Genomic DNA, 13,367 nt, shown 5'->3' with positions numbered 1-13,367 from the left:
GGTCGGGCGCTAGAGGTGTTTTTTGCTCAAAACGCCACGTTACTTCCAGCGCAGCGGTTCCACATGCACGCTGCCCAGGGTGCTGCTCAGCGTGAGGCCGCCTTCCTGTACTGTCGCCTGCAGCTGCATGCTGCGCTCGGCCAGTGTCGCCAGTTGCTGGGCGGCGTCGGCGGGCAGGCGCCAGACCTGCAGCTTGTCCAGCCGCGTGAGCTTGTTCTCGATGCCCTTCCACCACACCTCGGCTGCGTGGTGAAAACAATAAACGATGACCGCATCGGATTTGCTGCAGGCCTTGGTCAGCGGCTTGTCCTCGGGCTGCCCGACCTCGATCCACAACCGCTTGCGACCCGTGAAGTCGGTCAGCGATACGTCCGGGTCCTCCGGATCGGACAGGCCCGCGCCGAACGCCAGCGTGCCATCGCCCTGGCAGGTGTCCTGCAGTTCATGGGCCTGCAGCGCCAAGGCGGCCAGCCGCACCATCATGCGCTCGTCGGTCTCGCTGGGGTGGCGCGCCAGGGTGAGTGCATGGTCGGCGTAGTAGCCGTGGTCGATGTCCGCGATTTGCAGGTTCGCCTTGAAGATGGTGGACTTGAGGGCCATGGGATGCTTTCAAAATGAGAGCTGCCCGCGCTTGACTGGCAAGCGCGGGCAGGCAAAAAGGCTCAAACCGGCTGGATCAGACGCGGCGCGCCAGCTCGGCCGCCTTGCCGGTATAGCTGCCCGGCGTCATGGCCAGCAGGCGGTCCTTGTCGGCTTGGGGGATCTCCAGGCCGTTGATCAGCGCGTGCAGCGCCTCGGCCGTCACGGTCTTGCCGCGCGTGACTTCCTTGAGCTTCTCGTACGCGCCCTGCACGCCGTAGCGGCGCATCACGGTCTGGATGGGCTCGGCCAGCACTTCCCAGCTGGTGTTGAGGTCGTCGGCCAGGGCTTCTTCGTTCAGCTCCAGCTTGTTCAGGCCGGTCATCAGCGAGGTATAGGCCAGCGCGGCGTAGCCCAGCGCCACACCGATGTTGCGCAGCACGGTGCTGTCGGTGAGGTCGCGCTGCCAGCGGCTGATGGGCAGCTTTTCGGACAGGTGCCTGAGCAGCGCATTGGCCAAGCCCAGGTTGCCCTCGGCGTTCTCGAAGTCGATGGGGTTGACTTTGTGGGGCATGGTGGACGAGCCGATCTCGCCCGCCTTGAGCTTTTGCTTGAAGTAGCCCAGGCTCACGTAGCCCCAGATGTCGCGCGAGAGGTCCACCAGGATGGTGTTGGCGCGGGCGATGGCGTCGAACAGCTCGGCCATGTAATCGTGCGGCTCGATCTGGATGCTGTAGGGCTGGAAGGTGAGGCCCAGGCCCAGCGGCTCGGGCGTCTCCACGACCTTGCGGCTGAAGGCTTCCCAGTCGAAGTCGGGCCAGGCCGACAGGTGGGCGTTGTAGTTGCCCACGGCGCCGTTCATCTTGCCCAGGATCTTCACCGCCGCGATGCGCTCGCAGGCCGCCTGCAGGCGCACGACCACGTTGGCCAGCTCCTTGCCCACCGTGGTGGGGCTGGCGGTCTGGCCGTGGGTGCGGCTGAGCATGGGCACGTCGGCAAACTGGTGGGCCATCTCGCGCAGCTTGAGCACGATGCGGTCCAGGCCCGGCAGGATGACCTGGTCGCGGCCCGAGCGGATCTGCAGCGCATGGCTGGTGTTGTTGATGTCCTCGCTGGTGCAGGCGAAGTGCACGAACTCGGCAGCCTTCTCCAGTTCGGGGCGGGCCTCGAACTTGGACTTGATCCAGTATTCCACGGCCTTCACGTCGTGGTTGGTGGTCTTCTCGATGTCCTTGATGGCGGCCGCGTCGGCCTCGGAGAAGTTCTTCACCAGGCCCAGCAGGTAGGCGCGCGCGCCGGTGGACAACGGCTTGAATTCGGCAAAGCCCGCGTCCGACAGCGCGATGAACCAGGCCACCTCCACCTGCACGCGGCGGTGCATGTAGCCGTGCTCGCTCATGATGGGACGCAGGGCGGAGAGTTTGGCGGCGTAGCGGCCGTCAAGGGGCGACAGGGCGGTGATGGTGGACAGGCTCATGGGCCGTCATTGTAGGTGGGCGCCTGGAATGCCGAAGGGCCGCGGCCGGCCGGCGCGCCCGCCCCTAGAATCGCGCTCACCCGACCAACCCCATCCCCCTAGGCGCTGCACACCACCATGAAACTGATCGGATCGAATACGAGCCCCTACGTGCGCAAGGTGCGCGTGGTGCTGGCCGAGAAAAAGCTGGATTACCAGTTCATCGAGGAGAACGTGTGGGCCGACGACACGGCCATCAGCGCGTCCAACCCGCTGGGCAAGGTGCCCTGTCTGATCATGGAGGGCGGTGAGGCGGTGTTCGATTCGCGCGTGATCGTGGAATACCTGGACACGCTGTCCCCCGTGGGCAAGCTCATTCCCGCCCTGGGGCGCGAGCGCGCCGAGGTCAAGACCTGGGAGGCGCTGGCCGACGGCCTGCTGGACGCCGCCATCCTCGCGCGCCTGGAGGCCACCTGGGCCGGGCGTCAGGACGGCGAGCGCAGCCAGGCGTGGATCGACCGGCAGCTCGCCAAGGCGCGCGCCAGCCTGCAGTCCATGAGCAAGGGGCTGGGCGACAAGCCTTATTGCAGCGGCATCCACCTTACGCTGTCGGACATTGCCGTCGGCAGCGCGCTCGGGTGGCTGGAGTTCCGCTTTCCTGACATCGCCTGGCGCACGGACCATCCCAACCTGGCCCGCCTGATGGACAAGCTGATGCAGCGCCAGAGTTTCATCGACACCCAGCCGCGCTGAACCGCCGACCCACTGGGCCTAAAGAAAAAGCGCGCCTTCCGTGAGGAAGTGCGCGCTTTTTGCTGCGGAATAAAAAAAGTTGCGAAGCGCCCCGAAACGAATGAAGAGAGGGAGGGAGGAGAAGCGCCCCAGGGTTGCAACCAGGCCGGGCCTGGAAGGCTTCGCAACGTTAAAAACGGTTATCGGATCACGCCGCGATGGACTCGCGGCCACGGTTAACTCCTAGAGTGGAGGTGATGGTAAAAAGTTCCAGATCTCACCCATAAAAAATTTCAAAAAAATTTCACCAAGCCTCAACGCGGCGCCGCCAGTTGCTGCTCGATGGCCTGGATCAGCGCTTTGCTGTGGGGTTCCACCGAACTTCCGTAGCTTCCCACCACCTTGCCCGAACGGCTGACCAGGTACTTGTGGAAGTTCCACCGTGGCGTCTGCCCCGCGGACGCTGCGGCGAGCTGGCGGTACAGCGGCAGGGCTTCGCCGCCCTTCACGTGGCTCTTGGCAAACAGCGGGAAGCGCACGCCAAACGTGTTTTCGCAGAACTGGGCGATCTCGGTGTTACTGCCGGTTTCTTGTGCAAAGTCGTTCGACGGAAAGCCCAGCACCACCAGCCCTTGGTCGCGGTAGCGTGCGTACAGCTCTTCCAGGCCCTGGTATTGGCCGGTGAAGCCGCAGTAGCTGGCCGTGTTGACCACCAGCAGCACCTTGCCGGCGTATTGGCACAAGGCCTGCGGCGCCTCGTCCTGCAGGCGCGGCACGGTGTGCTGCAGCAGGGCGGGGCAGGCCTGGGCGTCTACTGCGGGAGTCGCCGCAACATCCGCCGCCTGGGCGGCGGGGCCCAGCAGCGTGGCGCATAGGAGCAGCGGCAAGGTCAGGCGTGGCATGGTGCAGGGATGGCGGGGAGGGCAAAAGCCCGTACACGCCGCCATTGCACCATGTCTGCAGGCGGCGAAAAAGTTTTTGGCTATCGACCATGCTGAAAGCATGGGTTTCACCTTGTTGCGATCTGACCGCCCTCGATGTCGCGTAATTGCTATTAAAAATATAGCTTCCAGCGCTTGCTGTAAAAGCGCTGGAGCCCTAAAACACGCTAGACCCTAGCTGGGTGCCCGGGCCTCGCCTGCCTGCGCCTCGCGCGCATGGGGACGACGCAGTACCCGGTGGCGCAGCCATTGCTCGAAGTCGTCCACATAGGTGAACACCGCCGGCACCACCAGCAGGCTGAGCACCGTGGAGGTGATGAGGCCGCCGATCACGGCCACGGCCATGGGGGAGCGGAAGCTCATGTCCGCGCCGCCCAGCGCCAGGGCAATGGGCATCATGCCGGCGCCCATGGCCAGCGTGGTCATGATGATGGGGCGCGCGCGCTTGTGGCAGGCGTCCAGCAGCGCGTCCATGCGGCTCATGCCGTGGCGCCGCGCCACGATGGCGTATTCCACGAGCAGGATGGAGTTCTTCGTGGCGATGCCCATGAGCATGATGAGCCCGATGAGCGACGGCATGGAGAAGCTCTTGCCGGCCAGCAGCAGCGCCACGAACGCCCCGCCCAGCGACAGCGGCAGCGCCGCGAGGATGGTGACCGGCTGCAGGAAGTCCTTGAACAGCAGCACCAGCACGATATAGATGCACACCACGCCGGTGAGCATGGCCAGGCCGAAGCTGGCGAACAGCTCACCCATCATCTCGGCGTCGCCCACGTCGATCAGGCGCACGCTGGCAGGCAGGCCCCGTACTGCGGGCAGCTGGCGCACGGCCTCGGTCACCTCGCCCAGGCCGCGCTCGCCCAACTCGATCTCGAAGTTCACGTTGCGCGAGCGGTCGTAGCGGCTGATGACCGCGGGGCCGCCGGCCAGCGACAGCTCGGCCACCTCGCCCAGGCGCACCGGGCCGTGCGCGCCGGGCACCGTGAGGCGCTCCAGCACCGACAGGTCTTCGCGCGCAGCATCCTCCAGGCGCACGACGATGGGCACCTGCCGCTGCGCCAGGTTGAGCTTGGGCAGGTACTGGTCGTAGTCGCCCACGGTGGCCACGCGCAGCGTCTCGGCGATGGCGCTGCTGGTGACCCCCAGGTCGGCGGCGCGGGCGAAGTCGGGGCGCACGGCGATCTCCGGGCGCACCAGGCTGGCCGTGGAGCTCACGCCGCCGATGCCCGCGATGGTGCGGATGTCCCGCTCCACCGCGCGGGCGGCGGCCGCGAGCGCCTGCGGGTCTTCGCTGGCCAGCGCCAGGATGTACTTGTCGTTGGAGCCGCCCAGGCCCACCTTCACGCGCACGCCGGGCAGCTCTTGCATGGCGGCGCGCAGGCGCTGCTCGATCTCCTGCTTGCGCGGGCGCTCGCCCCGCGGCGTCATGCGCAGCGTGAGCGTGGCCTTGCGCGGGTCGCCCGCGCCCGCGCCGGCGAACGGGTCGGCCCCGGCCGAGCCCCCGCCGATCGTGGTGTAGATGCTCTCCACATGGCCCACGCCCATGGCGCGCTCGGTGGCCAGGGCCACCACGGCGCGCGTGTCGGCCAGCTTCGCGCCGGGCGGCAGCTCCAGCGTGACCTGGGTCTGGGCGTTGTCGTCCGCCGGGATGAAACCCGAGGGCAGTAGCGGGATCAGCGCCAGGGAACCGACGAAGAACAGCAGCGCGCCCAGCAGCGTGAGGACGCGATGCTTCAGGCACCAGTGCGAGGCACGCATGTACGCGGCCAGCCAGCGCGGCTCCTTCTCGTGGTCCACCATGGGCTTCATGATGTAGGCGGCCATCATCGGCGTGAGCAGGCGCGCCACGACCAGCGAGGCGAACACCGCCAGCGCCGCCGTCCAGCCGAACTGCTTGAAGAACCGCCCGGCAATGCCGCTCATGAACGCAGTGGGCAGGAACACGGCGATCAGCGTGAAGGTGGTGGCGATCACGGCCAGGCCGATCTCGTCGGCTGCCTCCATGGCCGCCTGGTACGGCGTCTTGCCCATGCGCAGGTGGCGCACGATGTTCTCCACCTCCACGATGGCATCGTCCACCAGGATGCCCACCACCAGTGACAGCGCCAGCAGCGTGATGATGTTGATGGAAAAGCCCAGCAGGTGCATGCCGATGAAGGCGGGTATCACCGACAGCGGCAGCGCCACGGCGGACACGATGGTGGCGCGCCAGTCGCGCAGGAACAGCCACACCACCACCACCGCGAGGATGGCGCCCTCGTACAGCAGCTTCATCGAGCTGTCGTACTCGTCCTGCGCGATGTCCACGAAATCCACCGTGCGCGTGAGCTGCAGGTGCGGGTGCTCGGCCATCAACTGGTCCAGCGCGCGCTGCACGCCCGCGCCCACCTCCACCTCGCTGGCGCCGCGGCTGCGCGAGACCTCGAAGCCGATGACCGGTTTGTCGCCCAGCAGCGCGGCGGTGCGTGGCTCGGCCACGGTGTCGGTCACGGTGGCCACCTGGTCCAGGCGGACATGGCGGCCGCCGGACAACGCGATCTCCAGCGCCGCGATCTCCTGCGCCGTCTGCACCGTGGCCAGCGTGCGTAGCGGCTGCTCGGCCCCGCCCAGCTCGGCGCGGCCGCCAGCGCTTTCCACCTGCACCTGGCGCAGCTGGCGCGAGACTTCGGCCGCGGTGGCGCCCAGCGCCTGCAGCTTGAGCGGGTCCAGCGCCACGCGCACCTCGCGCGCCACGCCGCCCACGCGGTTGACCGCGCCCACGCCGGGCACGGCCAGCAGCCGGCGCGTGAGGGTGTCGTCCACGAACCAGGACAGCGCCTCGTCGTCCAGCTGGTTCGAGGCGATGGCGAACGCCAGGATGGGCTGGCTGGACAGTTCCAGCTTGGTGATGATGGGGTCGCGCAGGTCCGCGGGCAGATCGGAGCGCACGCGCGAGACGGCCGAGCGCACGTCGTCCACCGCCTCCTGCACGGGTTTTTCGAGCTGGAACTCGGCCGCGATGGTGGCTGTGCCGTCGGTCAGCGTGGAGGTGATGTGCTTGAGCCCCTGGGTGGTGGCGATGGCGTTCTCGATCTTGCGCGCCACGTCGCTCTCCAGCTGCCCCGGCGCCGCGCCGGGCAGGGAGGCCGTGACCATGACCACGGGCAGGTCCATGTCGGGAAAGTTCTGCACCTTCATGGACCGGAAGGCCAGCAGTCCGGCCAGCGTGAGCAGCACGAACAGCATGGCCGCCGGGATGGGGTTGCGGATCGACCAGGCGGAGAGGTTCATGGTCGCTCCTTATTTGCTAGCTGCTTGCGCTTGAGGGACGGGCGCTGCAGCCTCTTTTGGTGCTGAATCTGCGGCAGGCGCAGCCTGCACGCGCACCAGGTCGCCGTCGTTCAGGAAGGCGCCGCCGCGCGCCACGATGCGCGCCTGGGGCGCCAGGCCCGAGGTGATGGCCACGCGCTCGCCGCTGCGCGCACCGGTCTGCACGCGGTGCATGGCCACGCGCGAGTCCGTGCCTACCTCGAACACGTGCGAGAAGCCGTCGCGCACCACCACGGCCGACAGGGGTACCAGCAGCGCGTCGCGCTCGCCCAGCAGGAACTCGCCGCGCGCGAACATGCCCGCCCTTATCTCGGGGTGCGCCGGCAGGTCCACGTACACCAGCGCATTGCGCGTCTGCGGGTCCACCGTCGGGGCCAGCATGCGCACCGTGCCTTCCACCTGCGCGCCGCTGGCGGCCGTCACCACCGCCTTGGCACCGGGACGGATGCGGGGCAACTCGCTGGAGGTGACCTCCGCGCGCCACTCCAGCCGGCCCTTGCGCACCATGCGAAACAGCTCGGTGCCTGCACCCACCACCGCGCCCACGGTGGCCGTGCGCGCGGAGATCACGCCACTGTCGGGCGCCAATACCTGGGTGTGTTTCAGGCGCAGCTGCTGGGCGTTGAGCGCCGCCTGTGCCGCCGCCACGCGAGCCTGCGCGGTCTGCGCGCCGGTGGCGTATTGCTGGATCTGCTGCTGGCTCAGTGCACCCGAGGCGCTCAGGGTGTTGGCGCGGTCGGCGTTGGCCTGCGCCTCGGCCTGGGCGGCGCGGGCCTCCAGCAGGCTGGCGCGGGCCTGGGCCACGTCGGCCTCGATGGTCTCGGGCGCGAAGGTGGCCAGCACCTGGCCGGCGCGCACCGTGTCGCCCACGTTCACGCGCACGTCGGTCAGCCGCAGGCCGCTCACCTCGGCGCCAATGCTGGCCTCCTGCCACGCGGCCACGTTGCCGTTGGCCGGCAGCCGCTGGGTCACGTTGCCGCGCTGCGGCTGGGTGGTGGCCACGGTGAGGGCGGGGCGCGGCCCCTCGGCCTGTGCGGAGTCCTCGGCATGGGTGGGGCCGCTGCCCAGCAGGACGGCGGTGGTCGCGGCAAGCCCCAGCAAAGCCAGGGCGATCAGGGTGCGGGTCGGTGTCAGGCGCGGCATGGCGGTCGAAAAGGATTTAGTGCGAAGAAGAAGGGGGGGTGGTGGCCGCCTGCGTGGAGGTCTGGGCCGCCGGCGCGTCGGCCTCGGGCGTCCAGCCGCCGCCGGCCGCGCGGTACAGCGCCACCCAGGCGGCCATGCGCTCTTGCTCCAGCGCGACCACGGCGGTGTCCGAGGCGAGGGCGGTGCGGCGGGCGTCCTCCAGTTCCACCAGGCTCGCCAGGCCAGCGCGCCAGCGCTCCTGCGTGGCGGTGAAGGAGCGGCGGTAGTCCTCGGCGGCGCGCCGGGCGTCGGTGCTGCGGCGCGCGGTGCTGTCCAGCCGCGCCAGGGCCTGCTCCACCTCGCTCACGGCCTGGCGCACCTGCGCGCGGTAGGCCTGCGCGGCGCTGTCGTAGCGCGCACGGGCGGCATCCACCTGCGCGGCGCGGCGACCGCCGTCGAACAGCGGCAGCGTGACGGCCAGCGGGCCGATGGACCAGGTGTTGCTGGTGGCTTGCACCCCCGCGGTGCGCACCAACCCGCGGCCAATGGTGCCGCTGAGCGTGAGGCGCGGGTAGCGCTGCGCCTGGGCGTCGCCCACCTCGGCACTGGCGGCCGCCACCTCGCGCTCGGCGGCGTACACGTCGGGCCGCTGCGCCAGCGTCTGCGCGGGCAGACCGTCGATGCTGAACAGCTGCTCGGGCGGGTGCAGCGGCGGCGCGGCAGCCAGCTGCGTGCGCAGCAGGGGCTCGTCGCGCCCGGTGAGGGCCACCAGTGTCTTGACGATCACCTCGCACTGCAGGCGCTGCTGCTCGGCGCGCACCGCGCTGTCGGCCTGGCTGGCCGTGGCCAGCGCGGCAGTGGCGGGGGCGGTGAAGCCGGCGCGTTCGCTCTCGCGCGTGAGGCGGGCCGTCTCGCCGCGCGAGCGCGCGTCGGCCTGCGCCACCTGCAACTGGCGCGCGCAGTGGTGCCAATTGCTGTACTGCAGAGCCGTCTCGGCCGCCACGGAAACGCGGGCCTCGTGCCACTGCGCCTGCGCACCGGCCAGGCGCTCGCGCGCGGCGTCCGCCACGGCGGCGTTGCGGCCGAACAGGTCGATCTCCCAGCCGGCCTGCAGCCCCGCCTGCGCGGTGGTGGCCACGCCGCGCACCTGCTCGTTGAAGCCGCGGCTGGCGCTGGCCTGCGCGTCCAGGCTGGGCAGCAGTGCCGCGCGTGCGGCCGTCTGCTGCGCGCGGGCCTGTGCCAGACGGGCGCCGGCCTCGGCCACCGTGGGACTGAGGGCCTGTGCGTCCACGATCAGCGCGCCCAGCAGCGGGTCGCTGTGGCGCTGCCACCAGTCGGCCAGATCGGCCACGCTGCCTTGGTGGGGCAGCGGTGCGTGCCAGGCGGCGGGCGCGGGCGCCTGCACGGCCGCGGGCGGGCGTTGCACGGCGCAGGCGGCCAGTGCCAGGGGCAGGGTGGAAAGCGCAAGGCGCTGGAGGACGGGGCGCTTCATGGTGCGGTAGACCTGCGGGCGGTGCGCCGGCGGGGGGTGGAAGAGGTCGAAGGGGAGGGCGAGGCTGGAGTAGAAGGGCGGACAGGCTGAGCGCGCGTACGCCGGCGCCGCTCGGTGGCCACCATGGCCATGGCGTAGTCGGCCAGGCGTTCCGCCCACTGGTCCACGGCCGCCGGGGATGCGAGCAGCTGTGGCTGCATGGCGCACACCACTTCCTGGTGGCTCCACAGCTGAAAGGCCAGTCCGGTGACGGTGAGCGTGAGGCGGTGCAGGTCGTCGTCGGCCTGCGGTAGCCCCAGGTGCCGGCACAGCAGCGCGGCCATGGCCTCGTTGGGTGCGCGCACGTCTTTTTCCAGCTCGATCTGCCACTGCGCCGTGGGCTCCAGCATTTCACGGATGTGCAGCCGCACCACCTGGCGTGCCATCTCGCCGTCGTGCAGCGGCCCCAGCGCGCCCTGGTAGAAGCAGTGCAGCGCGGCGCGCAGGGACAGGCCGGGGCGCATGAAGTCGGGCACCAGCGATTGCAGCGAGCCGAAGGGCGCGGAAAACAGCGCCGCGTACAGCGCGGCCTTGTCGCCGAAGTAGTAGCTCACCGAGGCCACGTTGACCTGGGCCTCGGCGGCGATCGCGCGGATCGAGGTCTTGGCGTACCCCTGTTCGGAAAACAGCTTGAGCGCCGCCATCAGCAGCCGGGTGCGCGCCGGCGGCGGGCTGTCACCGGTGGCGCCGGGGCGGGGGGGCGAGAGGGGGGCAGACGTCGTCATCGCGGCGCATTAGACCACGATGAATCAAACGTTTGTTTGATTTTTACGGGGCGCTACATCTGCGCACGAATGGAAATCCCATGTATCAAAAGTGCCTCTAGCGCTTTATGGATAAGCGCTAATAGCTATGAAAAATATAGCTAACTGCCGTAGTCCACTCAGCCGAACACGGCGCGCCACAGCGCGCGCACGGCGCCTTGCTCGGCGGCCAGCGTCTCGGGCGGCACGCGGGTGGGCTCTTCGTTGAGCCGCGCGCGGTGCTGCACGTGGCGCAGCGTGCGGTAGGCGTCGGCGGCGGCGCGGCCCACGCCCGCAGGCAACAGGCCGGCGGCCTCGGCGCGCTGCAGCAGCGCGATGTTGCCCACGTTGCCCTGCAGCTCGGGGTGCGCCGCGGAGTGCGCCAGCACCAGGTACTGCACGGCGAACTCGGCATCCACCATGCCGCCGGGGCTGTGCTTCACGTCGAACTGGTCCGCCGGCGCCGGGTGGGCGCTGCGCACGCGCTCGCGCATGGCGACGATCTCGCTGCGCAGCGCGGCGGCATCCCGCGGCGCGGTGATCACGGCCTGGCGCACGGCGTCGAAGCGCGCGTGCAGGCCTTCGCTGCCCATCACGAAACGCGCGCGTGTCATGGCCTGGTGCTCCCAGGTCCAGGCGGTGTTGCTGCCGCGCTGCTGCTGGTAGTCGGCATAGGCCTGGAAGCTGGTCACCAGCAGGCCCGAATTGCCGTTGGGCCGCAGGGCGGTGTCGATCTCGAACAGGTCGCCCTCGCCGGTCTTCACGGTGAGCCAGTTGATGAGCTTGCGCACGAAGGCGGCGTAGACCTCGGGGGCACGCTCGTCGTCGTCGTCGAACACGAAGACGATGTCCAGGTCGCTGCCGTAGCCCAGTTCCTTGCCCCCCAGCTTGCCGTAGCCAATGACGGCGAACTGCGGCTGCTCACGGTGGCGGTTGCGCAGCCGGCCCCAGCACCACTCGGCCGTGACGCGCAGCACGCTGTCGGCCAGCGCGGACAGGTCGTCCGCCACCTGCTCCACGGTGATGCGCCGCTCCACGTCGCGCGCCAGCGTGCGGAAGGTCTCGGCATGGTGGGCGCGGCGCAGCAGGTCGAGCAGGTTCTCGTCGTCGTCCTCGCCCGTGGACTGCAGCGCGGCCAGGCGCAGCCCCAGTTCGCGTTCGAAGTCGGCGGGCACGAAGCGCTCGGACAGCAGGGCGTCGCCCGCCAGCTCGTCGATCACCCCGGGGTGCTGCAGCATGTAGCGCGCGGGCCACCTGGCGGCGCCCAGCAGGTGCAGCAGATGCTCGTGCACCGAGGGGCGCTCCAGCAGCAGCGCCAGGTAGCTCTCGCGGCGCAGCAGTGGCTCCAGCCAGCCCACCAGGCGCACGGCGGCGTCCTCGTTGACCTGGCCCTCGGCCAGCCAGCGCCCGGTGCGTTGCACGATGCGAAACAGCCGTGCGCGCGCCTCATCGCGCAGGCCCTGCACGCGCGGATGGGTGCGCCACTCGGCCACGCGCTCGCGCACCTTGGCGGGCAGTTGCTCCAGCAGCGCCTCCAGGTCGGGGGCGGGCGACGCAGCCGCTGCGGCGCGCGGGCCGCCGCATCCGCCATTGCTGCATTGCTTGTGGCCCGTGCCGCCGAGCAGGATGTCGAACTCCTGGGCCACCAGTTCGCGGTGCGCGTCCAGCGCGCGCAGGAAGTCGCAGCAGTTCAGGCCCAGGGTGCGTGCGATCCAGGCCAGATCATCGTCGCGCGTGGGCAGCACATGGGTCTGCTGGTCGTCCAGGTACTGGATGCGGTGCTCCACGCGGCGCAGGAAGGTATAGGCGGCCGCCAGCTGCTCGGCCGTCTCCTGCGGCATGAGGCCGGCGCGCGCCAGGCGTTCCAGGGCCTCCAGCGTGGGACGGCAGCGCAGTTCGGGGAACTGGCCGCCGCGCACCACCTGCAGCAGCTGTACCGTGAACTCGATCTCGCGGATGCCGCCGCGCGAAAGCTTCACGTCGTTGGCGCGCTCGGGGTGGCCGGCGCTGCGCTTGGCGGCATGGTCGCGGATCTGGCGGTGCAGCGAACGCAGTGCGTCGAACACGCTGTAGTCCAGGTAGCGGCGGAAGACGAAGGGCAGCACCACGCCGCGCAGCGCCTGCACGTTCGGCATGCCCAGGCAGTCCAGCGGCGCCACCACGCGGCTCTTGAGCCAGGCAAAGCGTTCCCATTCGCGGCCATGCACCAGCAGGTATTCCTCCAGCGACGCCAGCGACACGGCCGGTGGCCCCGAGTTGCCGTGCGGGCGCAGGGCCAGGTCCACGCGGAACACGAATCCGTGCTCGGTGGTGTCGCCCACCAGGCTGTAGATGGCCTTGACCGCCCGGGCAAAGTATTCGTGGTTGGAGAGCTTGCCGCGCCCGTCGGGCTGGCCGGCGGTTTCGCCCTCGTGTTCGTAGACGTAGATCAGGTCGATGTCGCTGGAGACGTTCAGCTCGCGCGCGCCGAGCTTGCCCATGCCCACGATCCACAGCTGCACGGGCTGGCCCTGGGGCCCCAGCGGCGCGCCGTGGCGCGCGTCCAGCTCGGCGCGGGCGTGCCGGCAGGCGCGGTCCAGTGCCAACTCGGCCAGCCGGGTCACGGCCAGGGTGATGTCGGACAGCGGCGCGGCCTGGTCGCAATCCAGTGTGATCAGCCGCTCCATCACCAGTTGGCGCAGGATGCGCAGCGCCGCGCCCAGGTCGTGGCCGCGCGCCAGCAGGGCGTCGCAGGCCTGGGCCATGGTCTCGCGGGTGGGCACGCCCGGGGGCAGCAGCGCCAGCTCGGCCTGGTAACGGCGGTGCAGGCGCTGGTGAAAGCGCGAGTATTCCGACGGCGGGCTGCCGGCGGTCACGGGATCAGTCGAAGGCATCTGCATGGCAAGGGCTGCTCGGTGCGCTCGCGGGCCACGCCGGGGCGCGGCCGTACATAACGACACCGTGGGGTGCTGAAC

General features: G+C 69.8%; 9 protein-coding genes. 1 reads left to right on the top strand and 8 read right to left on the bottom strand.

Annotated elements, in window-relative coordinates; all coding sequences use genetic code 11:
* Nucleotides 1-39: 39 nt before the first annotated feature.
* Nucleotides 40-600, bottom strand: a complete 561-nt coding sequence (locus QY917_RS13245; RefSeq protein ID WP_011807110.1) for a YaeQ family protein — start codon at nucleotides 598-600, stop codon at nucleotides 40-42.
* Between the two features lie 76 nt (nucleotides 601-676).
* On the bottom strand, nucleotides 677-2,056 hold the full coding sequence (purB, locus tag QY917_RS13240; protein WP_123675503.1) for an adenylosuccinate lyase: 1,380 nt from the start codon (nucleotides 2,054-2,056) through the stop codon (nucleotides 677-679).
* A 117-nt stretch (nucleotides 2,057-2,173) separates the two neighbouring features.
* On the opposite strand from purB, the gene QY917_RS13235 reads away from it, so the two are divergent.
* Complete coding sequence (locus tag QY917_RS13235) at nucleotides 2,174-2,788, top strand: glutathione S-transferase family protein (protein WP_123675504.1); 615 nt, start codon at nucleotides 2,174-2,176, stop codon at nucleotides 2,786-2,788.
* 293 nt (nucleotides 2,789-3,081) lie between these two features.
* Here QY917_RS13235 and QY917_RS13230 read toward each other — a convergent pair whose 3' ends face one another.
* From QY917_RS13230 to glnE, 6 genes are all read right to left on the bottom strand, one after another.
* Nucleotides 3,082-3,669: a glutathione peroxidase gene (locus tag QY917_RS13230; protein WP_123675505.1), complete on the bottom strand. Its 588-nt coding sequence runs from the start codon at nucleotides 3,667-3,669 to the stop codon at nucleotides 3,082-3,084.
* 213 nt (nucleotides 3,670-3,882) lie between these two features.
* Nucleotides 3,883-6,978: an efflux RND transporter permease subunit gene (locus QY917_RS13225; protein WP_123675506.1), complete on the bottom strand. Its 3,096-nt coding sequence runs from the start codon at nucleotides 6,976-6,978 to the stop codon at nucleotides 3,883-3,885.
* Between the two features lie 9 nt (nucleotides 6,979-6,987).
* Entirely contained in the window at nucleotides 6,988-8,160 is a 1,173-nt protein-coding gene (locus QY917_RS13220; protein ID WP_088888085.1) for an efflux RND transporter periplasmic adaptor subunit, read from the bottom strand.
* Between the two features lie 16 nt (nucleotides 8,161-8,176).
* Nucleotides 8,177-9,631 carry an efflux transporter outer membrane subunit gene (locus QY917_RS13215; protein ID WP_088888086.1) on the bottom strand — a complete coding sequence of 485 codons (1,455 nt, stop codon included), beginning with the start codon at nucleotides 9,629-9,631 and terminating at the stop codon, nucleotides 8,177-8,179.
* A complete protein-coding gene (locus tag QY917_RS13210; protein ID WP_123675507.1) occupies nucleotides 9,628-10,395 on the bottom strand; it encodes a CerR family C-terminal domain-containing protein in 768 nt (255 codons plus the stop codon). Before QY917_RS13210 ends, QY917_RS13215 begins: the two co-directional genes overlap by 4 nt.
* A gap of 158 nt (nucleotides 10,396-10,553) precedes the next feature.
* Complete coding sequence (gene glnE / locus QY917_RS13205; protein WP_123675508.1) at nucleotides 10,554-13,292, bottom strand: bifunctional [glutamate--ammonia ligase]-adenylyl-L-tyrosine phosphorylase/[glutamate--ammonia-ligase] adenylyltransferase; 2,739 nt, start codon at nucleotides 13,290-13,292, stop codon at nucleotides 10,554-10,556.
* Between the last annotated feature and the right edge of the window lie 75 nt (nucleotides 13,293-13,367).

Origin of the sequence: Diaphorobacter sp. C33 (assembly GCF_030503915.1) — a bacterium.
GTDB lineage: Bacteria > Pseudomonadota > Gammaproteobacteria > Burkholderiales > Burkholderiaceae_C > Diaphorobacter > Diaphorobacter nitroreducens.
The sequence above is the reverse complement of the archived record's forward strand: the minus strand, read 5'-3'. Positions and strand labels throughout refer to the sequence as shown.

Excerpts from the sequence above, each read along its gene's own strand:
- QY917_RS13245 (WP_011807110.1), bottom strand. The coding sequence starts at position 600 with ATGGCCCTCAAGTCCACCATCTTCAAGGCGAACCTGCAAATCGCGGAC.
- purB (WP_123675503.1), bottom strand. The coding sequence starts at position 2,056 with ATGAGCCTGTCCACCATCACCGCCCTGTCGCCCCTTGACGGCCGCTAC.
- QY917_RS13230 (WP_123675505.1), bottom strand. The coding sequence starts at position 3,669 with ATGCCACGCCTGACCTTGCCGCTGCTCCTATGCGCCACGCTGCTGGGC.
- QY917_RS13235 (WP_123675504.1), top strand. The coding sequence starts at position 2,174 with ATGAAACTGATCGGATCGAATACGAGCCCCTACGTGCGCAAGGTGCGC.
- QY917_RS13220 (WP_088888085.1), bottom strand. The coding sequence starts at position 8,160 with ATGCCGCGCCTGACACCGACCCGCACCCTGATCGCCCTGGCTTTGCTG.
- glnE (WP_123675508.1), bottom strand. The coding sequence starts at position 13,292 with ATGCAGATGCCTTCGACTGATCCCGTGACCGCCGGCAGCCCGCCGTCG.
- QY917_RS13215 (WP_088888086.1), bottom strand. The coding sequence starts at position 9,631 with ATGAAGCGCCCCGTCCTCCAGCGCCTTGCGCTTTCCACCCTGCCCCTG.
- QY917_RS13225 (WP_123675506.1), bottom strand. The coding sequence starts at position 6,978 with ATGAACCTCTCCGCCTGGTCGATCCGCAACCCCATCCCGGCGGCCATG.
- QY917_RS13210 (WP_123675507.1), bottom strand. The coding sequence starts at position 10,395 with ATGACGACGTCTGCCCCCCTCTCGCCCCCCCGCCCCGGCGCCACCGGT.